This window comes from Micromonospora chokoriensis (assembly GCF_900091505.1).
Classification (GTDB): domain Bacteria; phylum Actinomycetota; class Actinomycetes; order Mycobacteriales; family Micromonosporaceae; genus Micromonospora; species Micromonospora chokoriensis.
Genome location: NZ_LT607409.1, coordinates 2,484,299 through 2,506,870, shown reverse-complemented (window position 1 = coordinate 2,506,870; position 22,572 = coordinate 2,484,299). Strand labels below are relative to the sequence as shown.

General features: G+C 70.9%; 27 protein-coding genes. 17 read left to right on the top strand and 10 right to left on the bottom strand.

The genetic code is table 11. From position 1 onward, the window contains the following. Positions 1-228 precede the first annotated feature (228 nt). From GA0070612_RS11855 to GA0070612_RS11845, 3 genes are all read left to right on the top strand, one after another. A complete protein-coding gene (locus GA0070612_RS11855; protein ID WP_088987955.1) occupies positions 229-1,314 on the top strand; it encodes a 3-deoxy-7-phosphoheptulonate synthase in 1,086 nt (361 codons plus the stop codon). A 623-nt stretch (positions 1,315-1,937) separates the two neighbouring features. Continuing rightward, the gene (locus GA0070612_RS11850; protein ID WP_408630566.1) at positions 1,938-2,171 is read left to right on the top strand and encodes a hypothetical protein; all 234 of its coding nucleotides are present in this window, start codon (positions 1,938-1,940) and stop codon (positions 2,169-2,171) included. Positions 2,172-2,194: 23 nt separating this feature from the next. Continuing rightward, positions 2,195-2,389, top strand: a complete 195-nt coding sequence (locus GA0070612_RS11845) for a hypothetical protein (protein WP_088987953.1) — start codon at positions 2,195-2,197, stop codon at positions 2,387-2,389. A 57-nt stretch (positions 2,390-2,446) separates the two neighbouring features. On the opposite strand, the gene GA0070612_RS11840 is transcribed toward GA0070612_RS11845, so the two are convergent. The 3 genes from GA0070612_RS11840 to GA0070612_RS11830 are packed head-to-tail and all read right to left on the bottom strand — an operon-like array spanning position 2,447 to position 3,714. Continuing rightward, complete coding sequence (locus GA0070612_RS11840; protein ID WP_088987952.1) at positions 2,447-3,001, bottom strand: DUF1360 domain-containing protein; 555 nt, start codon at positions 2,999-3,001, stop codon at positions 2,447-2,449. Positions 3,002-3,040: 39 nt separating this feature from the next. Then, a complete protein-coding gene (locus GA0070612_RS11835; RefSeq protein WP_088987951.1) occupies positions 3,041-3,373 on the bottom strand; it encodes an SRPBCC family protein in 333 nt (110 codons plus the stop codon). Further along, positions 3,373-3,714 (bottom strand): DUF6158 family protein, encoded by a 342-nt coding sequence (locus GA0070612_RS11830; RefSeq protein WP_408630565.1) that lies wholly within the window; start codon positions 3,712-3,714, stop codon positions 3,373-3,375. Before GA0070612_RS11830 ends, GA0070612_RS11835 begins: the two co-directional genes overlap by 1 nt. 131 nt (positions 3,715-3,845) lie before the next feature. On the opposite strand from GA0070612_RS11830, the gene GA0070612_RS11825 reads away from it, so the two are divergent. After that, a complete protein-coding gene (locus GA0070612_RS11825) occupies positions 3,846-4,268 on the top strand; it encodes a hypothetical protein (RefSeq protein WP_197699355.1) in 423 nt (140 codons plus the stop codon). A gap of 25 nt (positions 4,269-4,293) precedes the next feature. Then, positions 4,294-4,623: a DUF3817 domain-containing protein gene (locus GA0070612_RS11820; protein ID WP_088987949.1), complete on the top strand. Its 330-nt coding sequence runs from the start codon at positions 4,294-4,296 to the stop codon at positions 4,621-4,623. Between the two features lie 48 nt (positions 4,624-4,671). Here GA0070612_RS11820 and GA0070612_RS11815 read toward each other — a convergent pair whose 3' ends face one another. Continuing rightward, positions 4,672-5,193 carry a DUF6232 family protein gene (locus GA0070612_RS11815; protein WP_088987948.1) on the bottom strand — a complete coding sequence of 174 codons (522 nt, stop codon included), beginning with the start codon at positions 5,191-5,193 and terminating at the stop codon, positions 4,672-4,674. A 492-nt stretch (positions 5,194-5,685) separates the two neighbouring features. Between GA0070612_RS11815 and GA0070612_RS11810 the strand changes: the two genes are divergently transcribed. Continuing rightward, entirely contained in the window at positions 5,686-6,663 is a 978-nt protein-coding gene (locus GA0070612_RS11810; protein WP_088987947.1) for a C40 family peptidase, read from the top strand. A gap of 70 nt (positions 6,664-6,733) precedes the next feature. Here the strand turns inward: GA0070612_RS11810 and GA0070612_RS11805 are convergent, their stop codons facing one another. The 4 genes from GA0070612_RS11805 to GA0070612_RS11790 all read right to left on the bottom strand — a co-directional run bounded on the left by GA0070612_RS11805 (position 6,734) and on the right by GA0070612_RS11790 (position 11,065). Next, on the bottom strand, positions 6,734-7,723 hold the full coding sequence (locus GA0070612_RS11805) for a sigma-70 family RNA polymerase sigma factor (protein ID WP_088987946.1): 990 nt from the start codon (positions 7,721-7,723) through the stop codon (positions 6,734-6,736). Positions 7,724-8,105: 382 nt separating this feature from the next. Beyond that, a complete protein-coding gene (locus GA0070612_RS11800; RefSeq protein ID WP_197699354.1) occupies positions 8,106-9,062 on the bottom strand; it encodes an N-acetylmuramic acid 6-phosphate etherase in 957 nt (318 codons plus the stop codon). Further along, a complete protein-coding gene (locus GA0070612_RS11795; protein ID WP_088987945.1) occupies positions 9,059-9,973 on the bottom strand; it encodes a MurR/RpiR family transcriptional regulator in 915 nt (304 codons plus the stop codon). The genes GA0070612_RS11800 and GA0070612_RS11795 overlap by 4 nt, the downstream gene beginning before the upstream one ends. A gap of 75 nt (positions 9,974-10,048) precedes the next feature. Continuing rightward, a complete protein-coding gene (locus GA0070612_RS11790) occupies positions 10,049-11,065 on the bottom strand; it encodes an NAD-dependent epimerase/dehydratase family protein (protein WP_088991428.1) in 1,017 nt (338 codons plus the stop codon). Positions 11,066-11,266: 201 nt separating this feature from the next. Here GA0070612_RS11790 and GA0070612_RS11785 point away from each other — a divergent pair, with 201 nt between their 5' ends. Further along, positions 11,267-11,956 (top strand): SDR family NAD(P)-dependent oxidoreductase, encoded by a 690-nt coding sequence (locus tag GA0070612_RS11785; protein ID WP_088987944.1) that lies wholly within the window; start codon positions 11,267-11,269, stop codon positions 11,954-11,956. On the opposite strand, the gene GA0070612_RS11780 is transcribed toward GA0070612_RS11785, so the two are convergent. After that, on the bottom strand, positions 11,941-12,627 hold the full coding sequence (locus tag GA0070612_RS11780; RefSeq protein ID WP_088987943.1) for a dTMP kinase: 687 nt from the start codon (positions 12,625-12,627) through the stop codon (positions 11,941-11,943). The genes GA0070612_RS11785 and GA0070612_RS11780 overlap by 16 nt on opposite strands. Positions 12,628-12,791: 164 nt before the next feature. Here GA0070612_RS11780 and GA0070612_RS11775 point away from each other — a divergent pair, with 164 nt between their 5' ends. From GA0070612_RS11775 to GA0070612_RS11760, 5 genes are all read left to right on the top strand, one after another. Further along, positions 12,792-13,376, top strand: a complete 585-nt coding sequence (locus GA0070612_RS11775; RefSeq protein ID WP_088987942.1) for a nucleotidyltransferase — start codon at positions 12,792-12,794, stop codon at positions 13,374-13,376. Continuing rightward, positions 13,373-13,648 carry a BON domain-containing protein gene (locus GA0070612_RS11770; RefSeq protein WP_088987941.1) on the top strand — a complete coding sequence of 92 codons (276 nt, stop codon included), beginning with the start codon at positions 13,373-13,375 and terminating at the stop codon, positions 13,646-13,648. The genes GA0070612_RS11775 and GA0070612_RS11770 overlap by 4 nt, the downstream gene beginning before the upstream one ends. Positions 13,649-13,658: 10 nt before the next feature. Further along, positions 13,659-14,435 (top strand): metallophosphoesterase family protein, encoded by a 777-nt coding sequence (locus GA0070612_RS11765; protein WP_088987940.1) that lies wholly within the window; start codon positions 13,659-13,661, stop codon positions 14,433-14,435. Next, positions 14,426-14,569 (top strand): GPGG-motif small membrane protein, encoded by a 144-nt coding sequence (locus tag GA0070612_RS31825; protein ID WP_165435832.1) that lies wholly within the window; start codon positions 14,426-14,428, stop codon positions 14,567-14,569. Before GA0070612_RS11765 ends, GA0070612_RS31825 begins: the two co-directional genes overlap by 10 nt. A 153-nt stretch (positions 14,570-14,722) precedes the next feature. Next, on the top strand, positions 14,723-15,217 hold the full coding sequence (locus tag GA0070612_RS11760; RefSeq protein WP_088987939.1) for a TspO/MBR family protein: 495 nt from the start codon (positions 14,723-14,725) through the stop codon (positions 15,215-15,217). A gap of 54 nt (positions 15,218-15,271) precedes the next feature. Here the strand turns inward: GA0070612_RS11760 and GA0070612_RS11755 are convergent, their stop codons facing one another. Then, complete coding sequence (locus tag GA0070612_RS11755; RefSeq protein WP_088987938.1) at positions 15,272-16,045, bottom strand: M23 family metallopeptidase; 774 nt, start codon at positions 16,043-16,045, stop codon at positions 15,272-15,274. Between the two features lie 250 nt (positions 16,046-16,295). Here GA0070612_RS11755 and GA0070612_RS11750 point away from each other — a divergent pair, with 250 nt between their 5' ends. From GA0070612_RS11750 to GA0070612_RS11730, 5 genes are all read left to right on the top strand, one after another. Next, positions 16,296-17,642, top strand: coding sequence for an ABC transporter substrate-binding protein (locus GA0070612_RS11750; RefSeq protein ID WP_088987937.1), 1,347 nt, complete (start codon positions 16,296-16,298; stop codon positions 17,640-17,642). Between the two features lie 70 nt (positions 17,643-17,712). Then, positions 17,713-18,759 (top strand): carbohydrate ABC transporter permease, encoded by a 1,047-nt coding sequence (locus GA0070612_RS11745; protein WP_088987936.1) that lies wholly within the window; start codon positions 17,713-17,715, stop codon positions 18,757-18,759. 1 nt (position 18,760) lies between these two features. Further along, positions 18,761-19,729 (top strand): carbohydrate ABC transporter permease, encoded by a 969-nt coding sequence (locus GA0070612_RS11740; RefSeq protein WP_088987935.1) that lies wholly within the window; start codon positions 18,761-18,763, stop codon positions 19,727-19,729. Between the two features lie 69 nt (positions 19,730-19,798). Beyond that, positions 19,799-20,845, top strand: a complete 1,047-nt coding sequence (locus tag GA0070612_RS11735) for a LacI family DNA-binding transcriptional regulator (RefSeq protein WP_088987934.1) — start codon at positions 19,799-19,801, stop codon at positions 20,843-20,845. Between the two features lie 33 nt (positions 20,846-20,878). After that, positions 20,879-22,555 carry a glycoside hydrolase family 13 protein gene (locus GA0070612_RS11730; protein WP_088987933.1) on the top strand — a complete coding sequence of 559 codons (1,677 nt, stop codon included), beginning with the start codon at positions 20,879-20,881 and terminating at the stop codon, positions 22,553-22,555. Positions 22,556-22,572: the final 17 nt, after the last annotated feature.

Below are 22,572 nucleotides of genomic sequence, written 5' to 3'. Positions count from 1 at the left end.
GGACGACGCGGTGGGCTTGCGCATCGGGTCGGGTACGCTGGGCGACGTGACGCGTTCGTATCGATGGTTTAGGCAGCCGGCTCGCACGCCGGTGACTTCACCGTGATCTGACGTCACCGCAGACCGAGCCGGCTGGGCAGGAGCTTTCGTTCCTGCCCTTTTGTGTACGAGCAGCCGGCTCGACCCGGGCACCGGCCCCGGGCGCGGTCGGCGGAAGGATTCCCCACCGTGACGACCCCGGAGACCGATCGGGTCAGCGATCAGCGGATCGACCGCGTCGTGCCGCTGACCACGCCCGCCCTGCTGCATCACGAGTTACCCCTGGACGCATCCCTCGCCTCGGCCGTGCTGAACGGCCGCCGCGCCGTCGGTCGCGTGCTCGACCGCGAGGACGACCGCCTGCTGGTGGTGGTCGGCCCCTGCTCGGTGCACGACCCGGCCGCCGCCCTCGAATACGCCGAGCGTCTGCGCGGCACCGCCGACCGGCTGGCCGACGACCTTCTGATCGTCATGCGGGTCTACTTCGAGAAGCCCCGTTCCACGGTCGGCTGGAAGGGCCTGATCAACGACCCGGGCCTGGACGGCAGCGGGGACGTCAACACCGGCCTGCGGCTGGCCCGGGCGCTGCTTCTCGACGTGCTGCGCCTCGGTCTGCCGGTGGGTTGTGAGTTCCTCGACCCGATCACCCCGCAGTACATCGCGGACACGGTGGCCTGGGGTGCGATCGGCGCCCGCACCGTGGAGAGCCAGGTGCACCGGCAGCTCGCCTCCGGCCTGTCCATGCCGATCGGCATGAAGAACCGCCCCGATGGCAGCATCGGCACCGCCGTGGACGCGATCCGCGCCGCCGGAGTGCCGCATGTCTTCCCCGGCATCGACTTCTCCGGCACTCCGGCGATCATGCACACCCGCGGCAACACGGACGGGCACCTGGTGCTGCGCGGCGGGGGCGGGCGGCCCAACTACGACGCGGAGTCGGTCGCCGGCGCGATCGACCTGCTCCGCGCGGCCGGGCTGCCGGAGCGCCTGGTGATCGACGCCAGCCACGCCAACAGCGGCAAGGACCACCGTAACCAGCCGCTGGTCGCCGCGGACGTGGCCGCCCAGATGGCTGCCGGGCAGCGTGGGATCACCGGCGTGATGCTGGAGTCGTTCCTCCTGCCCGGCCGGCAGGATCTCGACCCGACCCGGGAGCTGGAGTACGGCCGTTCGGTCACCGACGCCTGCCTCGGCTGGGACGACACCGCCGAGGTGCTCGATCACCTGGCCTCTGCCGTGCGGGCGCGACGGGCCACCCTCCCGACGACGGTGTGACGGCTGACACCGGACGGCACGGAACACGAGTGGGGGTCGGCTCGTTGACTGGGGTGTCGGTGTGCCCAGTGTCCCCGGGCCTCACCTAAATAGCCTTCGCGGAATACCGTCCGGCTGGAGCCGCGTCGCGCCACTCGCCGAGAGGCGACCTGCACACCGACACCAGCGCCGCCCCCGGCCTTGTGGGCCGGGGGCGGCGCTGTCTGTATCGGCCGAGCCGCAACCAGACCGGAGCCGCGACCACCGCGACGGCCCACCCGGACGCGACGCACCCGCGGGCCCGGCGGACGCGGCAGGCCCGACGGACGCGCGGCGGGCCCGGCGGACGCGCGGCGGGCCCGGCGGACGCGCGGCGGGCCCGGCGGACGCGCGGCGGGCCCGGCGGACGCGCGGCGGGCCCGGCGGACGCGCGGCGGGCCCGGCGGACGCGGCGACGAGCGCGACGGAGCGCGACCAAGCCCCGCAGCATCCGCCACCGCCTTTGCTCTGCACCCACCCGCGCACCGGTTACGGACCGTGTGCGTCGCACCGGTGGGTGCAGAGCAAAGGCGGCGCAGGAGGTCATCGACCGGCGGCGCAGGCGGCCCACTGGCGTGACGTTTGACCGATTCCGGCCCGGGTAGCTGATCGAGGTGACCGACGACGCATCAGTGTCCGGCGAGCCGGACACCCGGGCCCTCGACGACCTGCTCGACGACGTCTTCCGGGCGCAGGAGCGGGTCGACCAGGGCGAGATCTACCGCCGGGCGGTGGCTGCCGAGCTTCCAGCGGACCTGCTCGCCCGAGTCGACGCACTGCCGGAGGGCGAGTACTCGGTGGACGAGGCCAGCGACCTGCTCGGCGGCTCCGTCGCGTGAGCGACCGTAGAAGGGACAGCGACATGACCCACCACGAGGACCACGACGAGAAGGTTCCGGCGCTCGGTCAACCGCCGAAGGGCATGGACACCACCCCCGAGCCGGACTTCGCCAACGAGCACGACAAGACGGCGGTGGACCGGGACATCATCACCGGCGCGGACGAGGACGAACGCGAGCCGGAGTCGCCGCACGGCTGGTCCGGCATGCAGCGCTGAGACCCAGGGACGACGGAAGGGGCCGGCGGCAGCGCCGGCCCCTTCCGTCTCTGGACGTCAGTCGTCGTCGTGCCCGCCCTCGGCCGCCTGCTGCGCCGTCGCGTACGCCATCTGGAGGAAGTCGGACGCGGCGACAGCGGTCAGGGCGGTGGCCACCAGCCGGGTCAGCCGGGGCGCGAGCACCAGACCGCCGGTCAGCCCCGTGGCCACCCAGACCGCCAGGCAGAACGGACAGCTCAGCAACTCGCCGATGGCGTGCCGGGTGGGACTGCCCGAGTCACGGACCTGCTCCATCACCTCGCCGCTGCCGATCGGGCGGTCGTAACGGGTGAACGGCGCCCGTAGAGGGCTCGTCACCGCGTCCTTGGACAGCAGCCGACTCAGCTTGTGGGTGGCGATGGAGAGCAGCACCACGTCGGACGGCGCGGGACGCTCCGGCACCGGCCGGCCGGTCACCTTGACCAGGCCGGCGAGCGCGCCGGTCACCCCGGCGTAGGCGCCCATCGCCACCAGGTAGCCGCCGAGCGGCCGGTGTTCGTGCGGCGCGTACGCCCGCCGCAACCGCGCCGCCTTGTCTCGCAGGCCGGTGTCGCTCACCCGTTCTCCTCCCATGTCGTGGTGGTGCGGGACCGGGCGTCCCGCCTGGCCCGCTCAGCCGGCCTGGAGGTTGTCGGCAACCTCGCGTGCCAGGTTGGTGAGTGCCTCGTCGGCCAGCTGGTCCGGGCCGGGGTCGCCCGACCCGTCGGCCAGGTCGAGCTGGATCCGGGCGCCGCCGGCATCGGCCGGCTCCACCCGGATCTCGGCGGACCAGTCGTCGCCGTCGCCCCAGCGCGCGCGCAGTTCCTCGCCGTCGATCTCGGCGGCGGGGCTCCCGTCGCCGCGCAGCGGCTCCGGCAGCCAGGACGAGGCGCGGTCCGGGTCGGTGGCCGTGTTGAAGACCACCTCGGGTGGCGCGGACATGCCGCGCACGGCGCGCGCCGGCATCAGGCGTCCCGCAGGCGGCTGGGGTCGACCTCCCGGCCCGGGTGGCGGGCCAGGTATTCGGTCTCCAGTTCCGCGGTACGCCGCAGGTGGTTGGCGAGCGCGGAATCCGCCGCGTGCCGCAGGGTGTCGAGGCGGGTGCGGTGCAGGCTGTGCATCTCGCGGATCAGATCCTCGTCGGTCAGCTCCGTCGGGTCGACGCCGGGCAGATCGCCGTCGAGGCCCGCGGTGCCGGCCGGGTCGGCCAGGTCGTCGCCGCCCCACTCGGGCATCCGCTGCTCCGGGCTCATCTCGGTGTTGCCGCTGGACGCGTAGCCGTCCTCACGTACCGATCCGGTCATGATCGCCCCCCTTGATCTCGTTTGGGCTGGCGTCTAGACGATTGCCCAGGCGTCGGGCGACCAAACCACGGCTGCGACGCGACAACTACGACACGGTGTCGGAGACCGGAGCCGCCCCCGGTACCCTCGATGCCATGAGGCGGCTCTGGACCCCGGCGTGGATCGCGCGCCACGTGGCCATGGTCGTGCTGACCGTGGGCTTCCTGGGGCTGGGCTGGTGGCAGGTCAGCCGGGCCGCGGCCGGCAACACCCTGAGCTGGGGGTACGCGGTCGAGTGGCCGATCTTCGCCGGCTTCGTGGTCTACGTCTGGTGGCGCGAGGTGAAGCTCGCCCGCCGCCGGGGGGCGGAGGCCGAAGCGCCGTCGCCGGACCCGACCGTCGAGCCGACACCGACGGCCGACGCCGGCGCTCGACCGGCGGTCCGTCGACCGGTGCGGGTGTCCCGGGCACGGGCCGACGGCGACGCCGTCGAGGACACCGACCTGGCCGCCTACAACCACTACCTGTCATGGTTGAACGCCAATCCGGGCGCCCGGCCCGGTGACTATCCCGGCTGAGCCGGGCTCGGAAGGACGGACGAAGGTGGGCGCTGCCCTTACCCGGTACCGCGTGATCGCCTGGATCGTGGGCGTGGTCCTGATCCTGCTGGTCGTGATCGGCATGCCGCTCAAGTACGCGTTCGACAACCCGGTCGTGGTCGAGACGATCGGGCCGGCGCACGGCTTCCTCTACATGGTCTACCTGGTGGCCGCGTTCGACCTGAGCCGTCGTGCCGACTGGCCGCTGAAGCGGATGCTGCTGGTGATGCTGGCCGGCACCGTGCCGTTCGTCTCCTTCTACGCCGAGCGCCGGGTCAGCGCCTGGGTGGCCGCGCCGCAGGAGCAGCGGTCGCCGGAGCCGGTCGCGAGCTGAGCGGCCGGTGGGCCGACGCCGGTTCGGCGACGGCCCACCGCCGTCGGGTCAACGGTTCGGCCGCCACGGTTCGGCCGAGGCGAGGGGGTCGACCCACCCGCCGTACCGGTTGACCTCCCGGGCCCGCAGCAGGGCTCGCGTGACCTGGCCGAACTGCCGCTCGTCGTCGGCGCTGAACAGCAGCACCTCGGCGCCCCGGTACCACCCCCACAGTTCGTGGGGCGGTGGACGCCAGCGATCACCGACCATCGCCAGCACGGCGGGGAGCAGGAAGACCGCGCCGAGAATGAGGTACGCCCCGGCGGTCAGGCGGTACAGACCACCGGTGAAGCCGAGGAGCAGGCCGACACCGCCGAGCATGCAGGTGGTGACGACGACGGCCCGGACGGCGATCCGGTCGTGCGGGCCTCGGGTGGTACGCAGGTGGGTCAGGTCGGCCACCTGGTAGCTGGTTCGGCCGGCCGTGAACCGGTCGACGGTCACGATGATGCCGGGCCGCGCGTACAGCAGGGTCGACCGGGCGCCCGGCGCCGTTCGCGACGGCCGTGTTCCCGCGCCTTCACGTTCCACGGTTCCTCCCGCGGGGGACGGTTGACCGAGGTGGACCCGGGCAGGCACCGCTACCTGTCGACGGGATTCCCGGCTCCGTTCATTGTGTTGCGGCGCCGCTAGCTGACCTGTGTATTTGTCGACTCTCGATCGTTCCCCCAACCGGCGACATCGCCGAGAAACAGCATCCATTTCAGGTTTTATCGGTTATGGCGACCAGATATCCGGCGGCATACGCCCGGAACGACGAAAGTCGTGTATCTGTCAATACCTCGCCGAACGGACCATTCACCCTTCTTTTCACGCGTCATCAGTCACGATGACGCCATCCGACGCAGGGATACACCCCGCCACTTCGCCAACATTCGCCCCTGCTTCAACTGCGAGCGACAGCCGTCCCGGGTTAGGTTGGGCGAGCCGGTCCGGCCCAGTGCCGTCCGCCCGGGTGGCCCCGGCCGGTGTCGCCGAGGGCGTCAGCAGCTCCGGCGGCCGTGGGAGAGGGGCCTTCCGCTCTTGTCATCCCTGAAAAACCTGCTGCGCACCATGGCGCTGGCCGGCATGTCGGCCGCGCTGATCGCCCCGACGGTGGTGGCCTACGCCGAGCCGTCCCCCGCCGACCTGACCCGCCGGATCGAGGCGTCCTCGACCGAGCTGGAGCGGGTCGTCGAGTCGTACAACAAACTGCGTGAGGAGATCAAGACAAACGAAGCCGCGGTGGCCCGATTACAGGCCCGCATCGGCCCGCTGGAACAGCAGGCCAGGCAGAGCCAGGCTGACGTGGCCGAGTTGGCCAGCACCGCGTACAAGAGCGGCGGTCTGCGGACCGCCGACGCCCTGCTGGGTTCCGAGGGCGCCACGGCTCTGCTGGACCGCCTCGGCACCCTCGACCAGCTGACCCGCCAGCGGCAGGAGCGCATCTCCGGCTACACGGCCGACCAGCGACGGCTGCTGGACGAGAAGGCCCGGCTGGACGCCACACTGACCAAGCAGGCCGCGCAGGCCCGCCAGCTCGCGACGGCCAGGAAGCAGATCGAGCAGGATCTGGCCAAGCTGTACGAGATGCGTCGCCAGGCGTACGGGGCAGCCACCGAGCGACCCGAACCCCGGGCCCCGGCGGCCGAGGCCAAGAACGTGCCCGCGGTGGCCGGTGACGCCGGCGCCGCGGTGCGCTACGCGTTCGGCGCGCTCGGCAAGCCGTACGTGTGGGCCGGCGACGGGCCGAACGGCTACGACTGTTCCGGGCTCACCTCAGCGGCCTGGCGGGCGGCCGGACGGTCGCTGCCGCACAACACGCGGATGCAGTGGAGCGCGGTCGCCCACATCGGTCGAGGTGACCTACGGCCGGGTGACCTGGTGTTCTACAGCGGGCTGGGGCACGTCGCCCTGTACGTGGGCGACGGTCAGGTGATCGACGCGCCGAGCGCCGGCCGCAACGTGCTCAAGCGGGGCATGAACATGATGCCCATTCAGGGCTACGGTCGGGTCCGCTAGACGTCCGGAGACGGTGAACGGCCGGCGTCCCCCTATCGGACGCCGGCCGTTCGCCGTCATTACTACCAGGTCAGGCTGCCTGTAGCCCCTCTGCCCGGGCCAGCTCACGCAGCCGGCCGAGCGCCTGGATCTCCAGCTGTCGAATGCGCTCGCGGGAGAGCGAGAACCGGGAGGCGACCTCGGTGAGCGAGTGCTCCCGGCCGTCCTCCAGCCCGTAGCGGGCCCGCATGATGCCGGCGGACCGGTCGTCGAGGTGGTTGAGCAGCCCCTCGATGCGCTGCCGCTCCAGACCGCTGAGGACGATGTCCTCCGGCGACGGGGCGTCACTGTCGGCGACCAGGTCACCGAGGTTCGTGTCGCCGTCGTCGCCCACCGGGGTGTCCAGCGAGACGGTGTCCTGCGACCAGCGGCGCAACTCGTTGACCCGCTCGACGGTGACGCCGAGCGCTGCCGCGATCTGCTCCGGCTCCGGGTCGCTGCCCAGCTCACGGGTCAACTGCCGGGCCACGTTGCGCATCCGGTTGACGTCCTCCACCAGGTGAACCGGCAGACGGACGGTGCGCTCCTGCTGGGCGATCGCCCGGCTGATCGCCTGGCGGATCCACCACGTCGCGTAGGTGGAGAACTTGTAGCCGCGCTCGTAGTCGAACTTCTCGACCGCCCGGACCAGGCCGGTGTTGCCCTCCTGGATCAGATCCAGCATGGGCATGCCCGAACGCACGTAACGGCGGGCGATCGACACGACCAGTCGCAGGTTGGCGCGGATGAAGAGATCCTTCGCGCGCTCCCCCTCGACGACCAGCCACTCCAGGTCGGCCCGGTCGACACCGGCGGGAACGGCATCCTCACCGAGCAGGTGCTCGGCGTAGAGGCCGGCCTCGATCGCCTTGGAGAGATCGACCTCCTTGGCGGCGTCCAGCAGTGGCGTCCGGGAGATCTCGTGCAGGTAGACGCCGACCAGGTCGCGCTCCTCGGCAACCTCGTCGGTTCGCATGCCGATGTTCTTGTCCACGTTGCCCACGGTCCCCTCGCTCGCGCCGGTTGCCCGGTTCCTTGCCATTCCCCACGTCCGTCAACCCCTGGTAACTTCTGCTGTGCCCAGCGGTGCTGACACCTACACAACAGATGAGACGTGTCGGGGATTCCGTCTCGTGAGTCGAAAGTGTCACGAATGCCTGAGTACTAGCTGAGAGCGCGGTCCATATTTGCTGTCAGCACCCCGTCGGGCGGCTCTCCGTTGGGCACCACGCACGGGTCACCGCACCATGGCAACACCGCCAGCCGTGGGGACACAGCGACCCGGGTCACCACCACGCTGCGATCCTGGTCACTGGCAGATACGCAGCGGCGGACCGGTCGGTTCATCCATCGGGAGTGTTATTACCCCCCGGCCAGATGAACAATCCGGGGGGCCGTTCGCTTCCCGTTCCCGGGAGCGGGCGTCAGCGGGCGAGCAGGGCGAGGGCGCCGCGGACCTGGTGGGCGGATCGGGCCAGCGCGGCCCGGGCGGCGTCGACCTCGGCTCCGGAGACCAGGGAGACGAGCGCCGTCTTCAGGTCACCGCCGGCCTCCGCGAGGGCCTTCTGGGAGACCTCCTCGGAGCAGCCGGTGGCCTCGACCAGAATCGAGATCAATCGTCCGCGGAGCTTCGCGTTGGTAGCGACCATATCGATCATGAGGTTCGAGTAGACCCGCCCCAGTCGCACCATGACGGCTGTCGAGAACGCGTTGAGCGCCAACTTCTGCGCCGTGCCCGCCTTCATCCGGGTCGACCCGGTGACCACCTCGGGTCCGGTGTCCACCCCGATGAACACGTCGACCGACCGGGCGGCCTCGGCCTCCGGATTGGCGCAGAGCAGCACCGTCGAAGCACCCTTGGCGCGGGCTGCGGCGAGCGCCCCGAGGACGTACGGGGTGCGTCCGCTGGCCGCCAGGCCGACGGCGAGGTCACCGGCGCGTACGCAACTGGCGGCCTCGACCGCTCCGCCCCGGTCGTCGTCCTCGGCGTCCTCGACGGCCCGCCACATGGCGTCCGGGCCACCGGCGAGGTGGGCGCAGAACCAGTGCCGGGGCGAGTTGAAGGTGGGGGCGAGTTCGGCGGCGTCGAGCACCCCGAGGCGGCCGGAGGTGCCGGCCCCGAAGTAGTGCACCCGGTGACCGCCGCGCAGGGCCGCGACGGCCAGGTCGACGGTGGCGGCGATCTCGTCGAGCACCGCGGTGACCGCCGCCGGCACCCGCCGGTCCGCCTCGTTGATCACGGTGAGGACGTCGCGGGTCGACATCAGGTCGAGGTCGACGCTGAGGGGGTTGCGCCGCTCGGTGGGGGCGCCCACCCGGACGGCGGGGCGGGCGGGTGGCGCTGGCATGTCCTTGTCCGGCTCCACCGCGCCGGCCGTCATGCCCGCCTCCGGTTGGCACCGACCCGGTGCGACTGGACCGCCTCGGCGGTCGCCTCCAGGGCCTTGCGGGCCCGGGCACGGTTGCGGGCGGCCACCCCGACGAAGAGGCAGTCGACAACGGTGAGCTGGGCCAGCCGGCTGGCCGTCGCGCCGGAGCGGTAGGTGGTCTCCCGGGCCGCCGTGGTCAGCACGAAGTCCGCCACGTCGGCGATCGGCGAGCGCGGGAAGTTGGTCAGGGCCACTGTCGCGGCACCCCGGGTGCGGGCCTGCTCCAGCACCTCGATCACGTCGGAGGTGGTGCCGGTGTGCGAGATGCCGATCGCCACGTCTCCCCGGCCGAGGAGGGCCGCGGAGGTCAGCGCGGTGTGCACGTCCGGGAAGTAGAAGGCGATCCGGCCGATGCGGTGCAGTTTCTGCTGGAAGTCCGAGGCGACGAACCCGCTGGCGCCGGCGCCGTAGATGTCGATCCGACCGGCGCCGCTGATCGCCTCGACGACCTGCTCGCAGACGGCGGGGTCGAGCTGCTCGGCGGTCTCCTCGACCGCTCGGGCGTCGTTGAACGCGATGGTGGCGATGATCTGGGCGAGGTCGGCACCGGGCGGGATGTCACCGCCGACCACCCGGGCGTCCGGCGGCTCGATCCGGCGGGCGGCCTCGGCGGCGAGGCGGATGCGCAGCTGGGGGTAACCGTCCATGCCGACCGAACGGCAGAATCGGATGACTGTCGCCTCGGATGTCTCCGCTGCGGTGGCGAGGTCGGTGATGGTCCGCCGCGCGGCGGCAGCCGGGTCGGACACGACCAGCCGGGCAACCCGCTGCTCGGCGGGCGACAGCGACGGCAACAGCCCGCTGATGTGGACGATGAGCCCACCGGGCTCCTGACTCGCAGAAATCTTCGGACTCTTCGCCACGGATGAAACTTACTTTCACCAGGCGTGAGCGTCAACTATGACTGTCCGGGTGGGGGAAAGTGTCGGCAGCCGGGATCACCGGTCCCGCACAGCCTGCCACTCCCGCAGCACCGCCGCCTCATCCGCCGGGTCGAGACCACCCTGCCGTACGGCGTCCGGCTGTGCTGCCATCCAGGACGCGGTCGCCCGAACGGTGTCGGACAACGGACGGACCGCCAACCCCGCCGCCAGAGCCGGCCGAGCGTCGCGGGTCATCAGGCCACCGGACTCCGGCAGTCGCACCCAGAGCGGCAGGGCCCGCTCCCCCGACCACTCGCGTACGTCGTGGGAGGCCAGGAAGTCCTGATCGACCCAGGTCAGGGCGGGGTCGGCCACGTCCAGCCCGGCGGCCACCCCGGCCAGGAAGTCGGCCCGGGTCATCGCCGGCCCGACGCCGTCGTACGTGCCGCCGAGGCGGGTGCCGGCGGCGTGCAGCAGCCAGCTCGCCAGATCGGCGACGTCCACGAACTGCACGCTGTCGGTCGGGCGTCCGGGCGCGAGGATCTCCCCACCGGCCGCCAGCCGCCGCACCCAGTACGGGAAGCGGTCGCTCGGGTCCTCGACGCCGACGATCAGCCCCGCCCGGCAGATGAACGACCGGTCGACGCCCACCCGCTGCCGAACCGCCTGCTCGATACTCACCTTGCACTCGCCGTACCAGCGGTGGTCCGGGCCGACCGGTCCGTCCACGTCCGGTGGGGCCGCTGCCAGCACCGGCGCGTCGACAGCGGTCTGGTCCGGGGTGGTGTTGTCGGCGTACACCGAGATCGTCGAGACGAACGACCAGTGACCGACGTGGTCGGCGAGCGCGGCGAGCGCGTGCCGCGCGTGGCTGACCTGACGGGCCACGTCGACCACGGCGTCGAAGCCGTCGCCGGCGAGCGGCACCAGCGCGTCCGGGTCGTCCCGGTCGACCGGCACCAACCTGGCCCCGGCCGGAACGGCGCCGGACACACCACGAGCGGCGCAGGTCACCTCGTGCCCCTGCTCGACGGCGAGTCGGGCCAGAGCCCGACCGAGGAACCGGGTGCCACCGAGAATCAGAATCCGCATCCGCCGATCCTGCGCCCCCGACCGCCGAACGACCCAACCAGTCTGCCCACAGCAGACCGTGAGCCGGCCCTCGGCGGTGATCATGACGTTGCCGTGGCTCGGATCGGCGCGTCGGCTCGTCAACCCCATGATCGACGGAGGGGCCGGGGGCCGCGCGGGGAGGGGGCATCGGGGAGGGGGCAGGAGGGTTAGCGTGGGGGAATGGTGCGGGGCAGTGTGTTGGTGACCGGGGGGAGCGGCGGGCTGGGCGGGGCGGTCGTCGCCGCGTTCGTCGAGGCGGGCTGGCGGGTGGTCGTACCGGAGCGGGAAGCCCGACCCGGGTCGGCGCCGGCGGCCGGTGTGGTCCGGCTGGTCGCGGACCTGAGTGAGCCGGCGGACGTGACGCGGGCGATCGAGGTCGCCGCCGGTGAACCGACGGCGCCGCTGCGCGCCGTGGTCAACCTGGTCGGCGGGTACGCCAGCGGTGGCCTGGTGCACGAGACGCCGGTCGAGGTCTTCGAGCGGATGCTCACCGTCAACCTGCGGCCGACCTACCTGGTCACCCAGGCCGCGCTGCCGCACCTGATGTCCAGCGGCGCGGGCGCGGTGGTCTGCGTCTCGGCCCGCGCGGCGGTCGCCCCGTTCCCGGGAGCAGCCGGCTACGTGACGGCCAAGGCGGCGGTGCTGGCCTTCGCCAACGCGGTGGCGGTGGAGTACCGGCACCGTGGGGTGCGCTGCAACACCGTGCTGCCCAGCGTCATCGACACCCCGGCCAACCGGGCCGCCCAGCCCGACGCCGACCACTCGCGCTGGGTGACGCCGGCGGAGATCGCCCCGGTGATCCGTTTCCTCGCGTCGGCGGAGTCCGCCCCGACCAGCGGAGCCACGGTGCCGGTCTACGGGCGGGCCTGAGTCGCCAGCGGGCCCACGTCGCGCGGCTGGTCGGAGGAGGGCGGCAGCCAGGTCTCCAGGTGCGCCTGGATCTGCTCGCTCACCTCCTCGGCGGGGCGGCCCGCGTCCACGAGCACGAAACTCGGGTACTCGGGGAGGGCCCGGTAGGCGGTGTCGGCGGCGGTCAGCCAGCCCATCGTCTCGTGGTCGGTGCCGCGTTCCTCGATCCGCCGGTACGCCTCCGCCGGGTCCACCGCCAGCAGGAAGGTCACCTGTGGCGTGGGGAAGAGCCGGTAACCGGCCCGCGCCAGCCGCTCCCAGCGTTGCCCGCCGTGTGCGCGGATGCTCGCGTACTGGCAGGCCGAGTAGCGGTCCATCACCGCTGTCCGGCCGGTGAGCAGGCAACTGATCAGAGCGACGGCGATCGCGAGCCAGCGCAGCACGGACTCCACCGCCAGTACGCCGTCGCGTCCGACGAGCCGCTGGGCGTCGGGACGTCCGAGCCGCTGGGCGAGCCGGCCGAGCCATCGCCGCCCGCTGGCGTTGCGCCGGTAGGTCGCCGGGCGGCCGGCCGCGGTCAGCGCGTCGGCCAGTCGGTGCGCCTGGGTGGTCTTGCCGGAGCCGTCGATCCCGATCAGGGCGACGGTGCGCAGCCGGGCCCTGCGTCGACGCGTCCCCGATGATCTGGCCACCTTCCACAGGTTATCCGACCCACGCACCGAGGCCGCGAGGTTTGTGGTGGTTCATCCCTGTTGACGCCTGACCGCGACACCAGCAGGTGTGGCCGACCGGAATGCCGGGTACCGGAGTTCGAAATCCAACCGCCGGTCCACCTATACGACGACGGGAGAACCAGATGGCTGAGCGCGGGGACGAGAGTCTGGTGCACACCCTGAAAAAGGTCGCCGCCGTGCTCAAGCAGTCCGAGATTCCGTTCGCCCTCGGCGGCAGCTTCGCCGTCTACGCCCACGGAGGTCACTCCAGCGATCACGACGTCGACTTCCTGATCCGGGAGACCGACGTGGAACAGGCGTTGGATGCCCTGGTGGCCGCCGGCTTCGTGGCCGAGCGCCCGCCGGAGGACTGGTTGGTCAAGGTCTTCGACGACGGCCGCATGGTGGACCTGATCCACCGGCCGATCGAGACGCCGGTGACCGAGGAGACGTTCGCCGACACGGTCATCCGGCCGGTGGACGCGATCCACATGCCGGTCCTGTCCGCCACCCAACTGATGGTGCACAAGCTGCTCAGCTTCTCCCAGCACTACTGCGACTTCGCCCGTGGCCTGCCGCTGGCCCGGTCGCTGCGGGAACAGATCGACTGGGAACGGGTACGCAAGGAGACGCAGCACTCGCCGTACGCCGAGGCGTTCCTCGTGCTGCTGGACCGGCTGGAGGTGGTGCCGGGCACCGGCACCACGACCGGAGAGGGGACATCGTGACCCACCATCGCGACATCGACGCCGGGCCACCGGACGAGTACGTCGAAGCGGAGATCCAACGGCTCCTCGCCGAGGACCCCGCCGTCGCCGAACAAGGGATCACCGTGGTCCGCCGGGAAGGCGCCATCGTGCTGAACGGCGAGGTGGAGAGCCCGCACCGGCGGGAGGAGATCCTGCGCCGGGTGTCCGAGCGTTTCCCGGACGTGCCGATCACCAGCGACATCGGTGTGATCCGCACGCACGCGCCCACGGAGATCGAGCAACTGCCCTGAGGGAGGTTCCATGGTGATCCGGATCGCCGCCGTGGGCGACGTACATCTGGACGAGGACGTGGTCGGACGGTTCCGCCCCGCGCTGGAGGAGCTGCCGGACTGCGCCGACGTGCTGCTGCTGGCCGGTGACCTGACCCGGCACGGCACCGAGGCCGAGGCGCGCTGCGTGGCGGAGGAGTTCGGCGGCCTGGCGGTGCCGGTGGTGACCGTGCTCGGCAACCACGACCACCAGTGCGACCAGGTGCCGCAGGTGGTCAAGGTGCTGGAGGATGCGGGCATCACCGTGCTGGAGGGCAACGGCGTCGTGCTGGACTGCGCCGGCGGCCGGCTCGGCATCGCCGGTGTGAAGGGCTTCGGCGGCGGGTTCGCCGGGCGGTGCGCGAGCGACTTCGGCGAGCCGGAGATGAAGGCGTTCGTCCGGACCACCAACGAGAGCGCCGAGAGCCTCGGCGCGGCGCTCCGTTCGCTGGACTGCGACATGCTCGTCGCGCTCACCCACTACTCACCGGTACCGGACACGCTGGTCGGCGAACCGCTGGAGATCTACCCGTTCCTGGGGTCGTACCAGTTGGGGCAGGCGATCGACTCGGCCCCGACGGCGTTGGCCCTGCACGGGCACGCGCACGCCGGCACCGAGCGCGGCACGACCCCCGGTGGGGTACGCGTCCGCAACGTCGCGCACCCGGTGATCAAGCAGGCGTACAGCGTCTTCCACGTCGGCGATCAACTTGACACCGACCAGGTTTCCCCGATCGGCCAGTCGGGTATTCAGAGGTCATGGAGCTGATTCTCTGGATTCTCGCAGTCGTACTCGTGGTCGCCGGCATCCTCGCGCTGTTCCGCCGGCAGATCCTGTGGGGCATCGTCCTCATCATTGTCGGGCTGTTGGTCGGCCCGGGTGGTGTCAGCATCTTCAATTGACGCGCCTTTTCCGCACCACTTCCGCACACCGGGACCCGCCGGGGTCGCCGCGACCGGAGCTCCGTCCTCCCGACAGGAGCACCGGCTGCGGCGATCCCGGCGCTTTCTCGTCTGGGCGGTTTGATCTGCCGCGATGCTGGAAACATCTTGACTATGGAGATATCTCGGGAGGCTCCAACGGCCTCGGGCCGGCGACAGTGGTGGGTCCTGGCGGGCTTCGCGGCGGCCGTCTTCGTCGCGGCGGCGATCGGCGGGCTGGGCGTTCAGGGCACCACCGACGAGTACGCGAGCCTGCGGCAGCCCGACTGGGCACCGCCCTCGTGGCTGTTCGGCCCGGTCTGGTCACTGCTGTACGCCCTGATCGCGGTGGCTGGCTGGCTGGTGTGGCGGCGGGTGGGCTTCTCCCCCGCCCTCTGGGCGTGGACCGCCCAACTGGTGCTCAACGCCATCTGGACCCCGCTGTTCTTCGGCGCGGGACAGTACGGGCTGGCGTTCGCCGAGATCGTGCTGATGTGGTTGGCGATCGGCCTCACCGTGGTGCTGTTCGCCCGGGTGTCCCGGGTCGCGGCGGCCCTGCTGCTGCCCTACTGGGCCTGGGTCACCTTCGCCGCCGCGTTGAACCTGTCGATCTGGCAGCTGAACTCCTGATCCGCGGGTCTCCGACGGGCGGTGCGCCCGCCGGAGACCGTCGTCGCGTCGCGCTCAGCAGCGGGGAACGCCCGGGATGTAGCCGTCGTGACCGGTGTACACGTACGCGTCGGCGATGAACCTGCCGGAGCCGATCCGGTCCCAGATCGAGCTGGTGCCGTACGTGCCGGTGACCGTGGTGCCACTGGTCTGGCAGGCGATGGTCACCCGGGTGCCGTCGGCAACGGTGCCCACCGAGGCGTACCCGGTGCCGGGGCCGGAGCGGACGGTCAGCGGGGTTCCGCTGGTGTCGACGGTGGCGTTGCCGCTGCCCGAGGAGCACCCGTTGCCACTGGTGTAGGTCTTGGTGCCCCAGTACAGGGCCAGGGTGCCGTTGAACCGCACCTGGATGTCGGCACCGTTGAGGCGCTGCTCGTAGTGCAGGTGCGGGCCGGTCGAGCCACCGGTGCTACCGACCCAGCCGATCACCTTGCCGTAGCCGACGCTCTGGCCGACCGAGACGTTGAAGCCGCTGAGGTGCGCGTAGTACGTGCTGTAACCGCCCCCGTGGTTGATTCGGACATATTTGCCGTAACTGGTGCCGCCGAGGTCGGTCACCCGGTCGACGGTGCCGGGGGCGCTGGCGACCACCGGGTCGCCCTGGTCGTCGGTGCGGTTGAAGTCGACGGCGTACGCCGGGCTGTGGCCCGTCCTGGTCTGCCCGGACCAGGACTGGCCGCACGGGAACGGCACCTTGAAGGTCGGTGCGGCCAGCGCCGGGCTCGCCGGCGTCAACACGCCTCCGACGAGCAGACCCGTCACCAGCAGGCTGATCCACCGCTTTCGCATACAGCTCCTCCTATGTCGAAAACCTTCGATGAGGTGCGCTCAGCCTGACAGATATCGTCAATCTTCGAAAGAGCCCCGGACGCCTGCCGGGAGCGCGCCCACCAGGCAACCCGCAGGTTTCCGGATTGTTACTCGCTCGTGTCTGACAGGGGGTGGACCGCGCCGGATGCAAGCGCTTACATGTGTGCACGCCCAATCGGACCGGCGACGGGTCACCAGCACGACCGCGCCGGCTAGGAAGGAGGACGGCATGGCGGTCTTTACCAGACCACGCCAGGCCTTCGTGATCGCCGGCGTACTCGGGCTGGCGTTCAGCGCCACCGCCTGCGGCACCGGCGACGACAAGAAGAGCAGCAACGCGGGCTCCGCGGAGTGCGCGGCATACGAGAAGTACGAGGGTCACGACGGCAAGAAGGTCTCGATCTACGCGTCCATCCGCGACGCCGAGGCCGACCTGCTGGAGCGCTCCTGGTCGCAGTTCACCGACTGCACCGGCATCGAGATCGCGTACGAGGGCAGCGGCGAGTTCGAAGCGCAGCTCCCCGTCCGGGTCGACGGTGGCAACGCGCCCGACATCGCCTTCGTGCCGCAGCCCGGCCTCGTGAAGCGGTTCGCGGACGCCGGCAAGCTGAAGTCCCTGAGCGCCGACACCAAGGCCCTCGCCGAGCAGAACCTGCCGGCCGACTGGCTGAAGTACGGCACCGTCAACGGAACGCTCTACGGCGTGCCGCTCGGCGCCAACGTGAAGTCCTTCGTCTGGTACTCGCCGAAGACCTTCAAGGAGAAGGGCTGGGAGCCTCCGACCACCTGGGACCAGCTCATCGCCCTGAGCGACAAGATCGCCGCCAGCGGCATGAAGCCGTGGTGCGTGGGCGTCGAGTCCGGTGACGCCACCGGCTGGCCGGCCACCGACTGGATCGAGGACGTGATCCTGCGGACGCAGGGCCCCGAGGTCTACGACCAGTGGACCACCCACGCCATCCCGTTCAACGACCCGAAGATCATCGACGCGGTCGACCGCGCCGGCAGCATCCTCAAGAACGAGAAGTACGTCAACGGCGGCTTCGGCGGCGTCAAGAGCATCACCACCACCTCCTTCCAGGAGGCGGGCGTGCCGGTGACCACCGGCAAGTGCGCGATGCACCGGCAGGCGTCGTTCTACGCCAACCAGTTCCCCGAGGGCACCAAGGTCGCCGAGGACGGCGACGCGTTCGCCTTCTACTTCCCGGCCATCGACCCGGCCAAGGGCAAGCCGGTGCTCGGCGCGGGCGAGTTCGTCGTCGCGTACGCCGACCGTCCCGAGGTCCAGGCGGTGCAGACCTACCTCGCCTCCGCCGAGTACGTCAACAGCCGCGCGAAGCTCGGCAACTGGGTCACGGCGAACAACAAGCTGGACATCGCCAACGTGGCCAGCCCGATCGACAAGCTCTCCGTCCAGATCCTGCAGGACAAGACCGGCACCTTCCGCTTCGACGGATCCGACCTGATGCCGGCCGCCGTCGGCGCGGGAACGTTCTGGAAGGGCATGGTCGACTGGCTGAACGGCAAGCAGACCGCTCCGGTGCTCCAGGGCATCGAAACCAGCTGGCCTAAGTGATCCCGGCGGTGGCCCGGCCCGCGAACGCGGGCCGGGCCACCGGCCGAGGTGGACCCGAGAGGGAGGGTTGATGGGGTTCGACTTCGCCGATGAGCAGCCGAAGCTCCTCATGCTGATGTACGGGCTGGTCGCCTTCGTGGTGGTGGTGGGCGGTCTGCTCCTGCTGCTCGACGTCGTGCCGGCCTGGTTCGCCCGGAGACGGGAGGCGCAGCTCGTCGCCGCCTCGGCGAGTGGGGCTCCGCTCCCCCGCCGGACCAAGCCGCGGGAGGGCCTCTTCGCCCTCTTCTTCCTGCTGCCGACGCTGTTACTGCTCCTCATCGGCCTGGTCGTGCCGGCCATCCGCACCATGCTGCTCTCCCTGATGGACGGGAGCAGCACCAACTGGGTGGGGCTGCGCAACTACGGCTGGATGTTCTCCGACGACTCGATCGTCCGAGTCCTGATCAACACCCTGGTCTGGGTGCTCCTCGTCCCCCTGGTCGCGACCGGCTTCGGCCTGCTCTACGCCGTGATGGTGGACAAGGCCCGGTTCGAGGCCGTGGCCAAGTCACTGATCTTCCTGCCGATGGCCATCTCCTTCGTCGGCGCCAGCATCATCTGGAAGTTCGTCTACGCCTACCGCGGTGAGGGCGACCAGATCGGTCTGCTCAACCAGATCGTGGTCAGCGTCGGTGGTGAGCCGAAGCAGTGGCTGCTCGAATCACCGCTGAACACGCTCCTGCTCATCGTCATCATGGTCTGGATCCAGGCCGGTTTCGCCATGGTGGTGCTGTCCGCCGCGATCAAGGCGATCCCCGGCGACATCGTGGAGGCCGCCCGCCTCGACGGGGTCAGCCCGTGGCAGATGTTCTGGCAGATCACCATGCCGAGCATCCGGCCGGCCCTGATCGTCGTGGTGGTGACCCTGACGATCGCCACGCTCAAGGTCTTCGATATCGTCCGGACCTCGACCAACGGCAACTACGACACCAGCGTGATCGCCAGCGAGATGTACAACCAGGCGTTCCGGTACGGCCAGAACGGGCAGGGTTCCGCACTGGCGGTCTTCCTGTTCATCCTGGTCATCCCGGTCGTGATCTACCAGATCCGCAACCTCCGTCAGCAGCGGGAGGGCTGAGATGACCACCGCAACGCCCACCGTCGCCGCCGGCACACAGAAGACCGCCGGCACCCCGTCCACCACGGCCGGCCGGGTCCGCAAGCGGCTCAACAGCCGCACCGCGACGCTCGTCTCCATCGTCATCGCGGTGGTCTGGACCGTCCCGACCTTCGGGCTGTTCATCTCCTCCCTCCGGCCCGAGGACGAGATCAAGACGACCGGCTGGTGGACAGCGTTCACCAACCCGCAGTTCACGCTGGAGAACTACGAGCAGGTCCTCTTCGGACGCTCGTCGTCCTCCGGGCAGCTCGCCAGCTACTTCATCAACTCGCTGGCCATCACCATCCCGTCGGTGCTCTTCCCGCTCGCGTTCGCGGCCCTCGCCGCGTACGCGCTGGCATGGATCAACTTCCGCGGCCGGGACTGGCTCTACATCGCGATCTTCGCCCTGCAGATCGTCCCGTTGCAGATGGCCCTGGTGCCGTTGCTGAAGTTCTTCTCCACCGGTGTCAGCGTCGGCGGCATCACACTGATGCCGGCCTGGGACCTGGTCGACGAACAGAAGTTCGCCCAGGTGTGGTTCGCGCACACCTGCTTCGCGCTCCCGTTCGCCGTCTTCCTGCTGCACAACTTCGTCTCGCAACTGCCCGGGGACCTGATGGAGGCGGCCCGCGTCGACGGCGCCACCCACCCGAAGATCTTCCGGACCATCGTGCTGCCGCTGATCACCCCGGCGCTGGCGGCGTTCGGCATCTTCCAGTTCCTCTGGGTCTGGAACGACCTGCTGGTGGCGCTGATCTTCGCCGGTGGCGGCAACGAGACCGCCCCGCTCACCGTCCGGCTGGCCGAGATGGCCGGCACCCGGGGCAACGAGTGGCAGCGACTCACCGCCGGCGCGTTCGTCTCCATCGTCGTACCGCTCATCGTCTTCCTGTCCCTGCAGCGCTTCTTCGTGCGAGGTCTGCTCGCCGGCAGCGTCAAGGGCTGACCCGCTTGCCCGCCGCCGCCTGGCCCCTCGGGCGGCGGCGGGCGCGCCGGGCACCGAGCGGGGGAAACCGTGACGAAGATTGATGATGTGGCCCGGCTGGCCGGCGTGTCCACGGCCACCGTCTCGCGGGCCCTGCGTGGGTTGCCGACGGTCTCGGCCGCCACCCGACGCCGGGTGCTCGCCGCCGCCGAGCAGCTCGACTACGAGGTGTCGCCGAGCGCGTCCAGGCTCGCCGGTGGCCGGACCGGCACCGTCGCCGTGGTGGTACCCCGGATCACCCGCTGGTTCTTCAGCACCATCGTGGAGGCGGTCGAGGAGTACCTCCACCAGTCCGGCTACGACCTGCTGCTCTACAACCTGGGTGGTCGGGAGCAGGTCCGCCAGCGGGTCCTGCGGACCGCCAACCTGCACAAGCGGGTGGACGCCATCATGCTGGTGGCCACCCCGCTGCGGCCGGCCGACCTGACCGCGCTGGCCGCCCTGGAACTACCCGGGGTGACCATCAGCTCGGGAAGCAGGGTGCCCAACTGGCCGTGCGTACGCATCGACGACGTGGCCGCCGCGCGGGCCGCCACCCGACACCTCATCGACCTCGGCCACCACCGGATCGCGCACATCTCCGGTGACCCGGACGACGAGTTGGCGTTCACCACCCACCTCGACCGCCGCCGCGGCTACCAGGCGGAGTTGCGGGCCGCCGGCCTGCGGCCCGATCCGAGCCTCGACGTCGAGTCCACCTTCACCATCGACGGCGGCACCCGGGCCACCGCCGAGTTGCTGGCCCGCGGTGACCCGCCGACCGCCATCGTCGCCGCGTGCGACGAGATGGCGATGGGCGCGATGACGGCGCTGCGCGACGCCGGACTGCGGGTGCCACAGGACGTCAGCGTCATCGGCATCGACGACCATGACCTGGCCGGCATGCTCGGGCTCAGCACCATCGCCCAGCCCGCCGCCGAGCAGGGCCGACTGGCGGCCCGGATGCTGCTCGACCCGCTCGAAGCCAAGCCCCCGGGGCCCATCCCGGGCCAGCAGAACGCCGACTGCGAGACATCGGTGATCCTGCCCACTCGACTGGTGGTGCGGGAGTCGACAGCACCACCCGGGGCACACTGAAAACCTGACCACAGCGCGACACGGGAGAAGACTCTGAATACCGATCCGACGCAGCAGACCCCCTCCGGTCACCCGGTCACCGGCTGGTGGACCGAGGCGACCATCTACCAGATCTATCCCCGCTCGTTCGCCGACTCCGACGGCGACGGCATCGGTGACCTTCCCGGCATCACCGCCCGCCTCGACCACCTGGTCGAGCTGGGCGTGGACGCGGTGTGGCTCTCCCCGTTCTATCCGTCGCCGCAGGCCGACGCCGGCTACGACGTGGCCGACTACCGCGACGTCGACCCGCTGTTCGGGAGCCTCGCCGACGCGGACAAGCTGATCGCCGAGGCCCGGTCCCGCGGCCTGCGGGTGATCGTGGACCTGGTGCCGAACCACACCTCCTCGGCGCACCGCTGGTTCCAGGAGGCCCTGCCCACCCCGCCCGGCAGCCCGGAACGGTCCCGGTACATCTTCCGCGACGGTCTCGGCCCCGATGGCGAGCAGCCGCCGAACGACTGGCAGAGCGTCTTCGGCGGCCCCGCCTGGACCCGCACTGTGGACCCGGACGGGCAGCCCGGCCAGTGGTACCTGCACCTGTTCGACACCGGCCAGCCGGACCTCAACTGGGACAACCCGGAGGTGCACGCGGAGTTCCTGGACGTGCTGCGGTTCTGGTTGGACCGTGGGGTGGACGGCTTCCGGGTCGACGTGGCGCACGGCCTGGTCAAGCAGGCCGACCTGGCCGACTGGCAGGAACCGCAGGAGATCCTCTCCGGCAACGAGATCGACAAGCCGCGCCCGCCGATGTGGGACCAGGAGGGTGTGCACGAGATCTACCGGCAGTGGCGGCAGGTCCTGGACAGCTACCCGGGCGAGCGGGTGCTGGTCGCCGAGGCGTGGGTGGAGCCGGCCGAGCGGCTGGCCCGCTACGTGCGGTCGGACGAGATGCACCAGGCGTTCAACTTCGAGTACCTGCTCGCCGCGTGGACCGCACCGGCCCAGTACGCGGTGATCACCCGCTCGTTGGAGGCGACCAACTCGGTCGGCGCGCCGACCACCTGGGTGCTGTCCAACCACGACGTGGTGCGGCACGCGTCCCGCCTCGGCCTGACGGTCGGCGGTGGCCGCCCCAACGGCATCGGCATCGGCGACCCGCAGCCGGACGCCGCGCTCGGCCTGCGCCGGGCCCGGGCGGCCACGCTGCTGATGCTCGCCCTGCCCGGCTCCGCGTACCTCTACCAGGGCGAGGAGCTGGGTCTCCCCGAGCACACCACGCTGCCGGACGAGGCCCGGCAGGACCCGACCTGGGCACGCACCGGGCACACCCAGCGCGGCCGGGACGGCTGCCGGGTGCCGATCCCGTGGGAGGCCGACGCGCCGTCGTACGGCTTCGGGCCCACCGACGCGAGCTGGCTGCCGCAGCCGTCGCTCTGGGCGGAGTACGCGCTGGACCGCCAGCGCGACGTGCCCGGTTCGACGTACGAGCTGTACCGCACGGCGCTGCGGCTGCGCCGCGCCCACGGGCTGGGTCGCGGCACCCTCGAATGGCTGTCCTCCGGCGACGAGGTGCTGACCTTCCGCAACGGTGAGCTGACCGTGCTGACCAACTTCGGCAAGACTCCGGTGCCGGTCCCGACCGGTGCCGAGGTGCTGGCGAGCAGCGCCCCGCTCGACGACGACGGCGCGGTCCCCACCGACGTGACCGTCTGGCTGCGCACCGCCTGACCCACCACCGACCGACC

Bases quoted from the DNA above. Each gene is read 5' to 3' on its own strand.
- GA0070612_RS11845 (WP_088987953.1), top strand. From the start codon at position 2,195: ATGACCCACCACGAGGACCACGACGAGAAGGTTCCGGCGCTCGGTCAA.
- GA0070612_RS11840 (WP_088987952.1), bottom strand. From the start codon at position 3,001: ATGGGAGGAGAACGGGTGAGCGACACCGGCCTGCGAGACAAGGCGGCG.
- GA0070612_RS11835 (WP_088987951.1), bottom strand. From the start codon at position 3,373: ATGCCGGCGCGCGCCGTGCGCGGCATGTCCGCGCCACCCGAGGTGGTC.
- GA0070612_RS11825 (WP_197699355.1), top strand. From the start codon at position 3,846: ATGAGGCGGCTCTGGACCCCGGCGTGGATCGCGCGCCACGTGGCCATG.
- GA0070612_RS11805 (WP_088987946.1), bottom strand. From the start codon at position 7,723: ATGGCAAGGAACCGGGCAACCGGCGCGAGCGAGGGGACCGTGGGCAAC.
- GA0070612_RS11800 (WP_197699354.1), bottom strand. From the start codon at position 9,062: ATGACGGCCGGCGCGGTGGAGCCGGACAAGGACATGCCAGCGCCACCC.
- GA0070612_RS11790 (WP_088991428.1), bottom strand. From the start codon at position 11,065: ATGCGGATTCTGATTCTCGGTGGCACCCGGTTCCTCGGTCGGGCTCTG.
- GA0070612_RS11785 (WP_088987944.1), top strand. From the start codon at position 11,267: ATGGTGCGGGGCAGTGTGTTGGTGACCGGGGGGAGCGGCGGGCTGGGC.
- GA0070612_RS11775 (WP_088987942.1), top strand. From the start codon at position 12,792: ATGGCTGAGCGCGGGGACGAGAGTCTGGTGCACACCCTGAAAAAGGTC.
- GA0070612_RS11765 (WP_088987940.1), top strand. From the start codon at position 13,659: ATGGTGATCCGGATCGCCGCCGTGGGCGACGTACATCTGGACGAGGAC.
- GA0070612_RS31825 (WP_165435832.1), top strand. From the start codon at position 14,426: ATGGAGCTGATTCTCTGGATTCTCGCAGTCGTACTCGTGGTCGCCGGC.
- GA0070612_RS11760 (WP_088987939.1), top strand. From the start codon at position 14,723: ATGGAGATATCTCGGGAGGCTCCAACGGCCTCGGGCCGGCGACAGTGG.
- GA0070612_RS11755 (WP_088987938.1), bottom strand. From the start codon at position 16,045: ATGCGAAAGCGGTGGATCAGCCTGCTGGTGACGGGTCTGCTCGTCGGA.
- GA0070612_RS11750 (WP_088987937.1), top strand. From the start codon at position 16,296: ATGGCGGTCTTTACCAGACCACGCCAGGCCTTCGTGATCGCCGGCGTA.
- GA0070612_RS11745 (WP_088987936.1), top strand. From the start codon at position 17,713: ATGGGGTTCGACTTCGCCGATGAGCAGCCGAAGCTCCTCATGCTGATG.
- GA0070612_RS11740 (WP_088987935.1), top strand. From the start codon at position 18,761: ATGACCACCGCAACGCCCACCGTCGCCGCCGGCACACAGAAGACCGCC.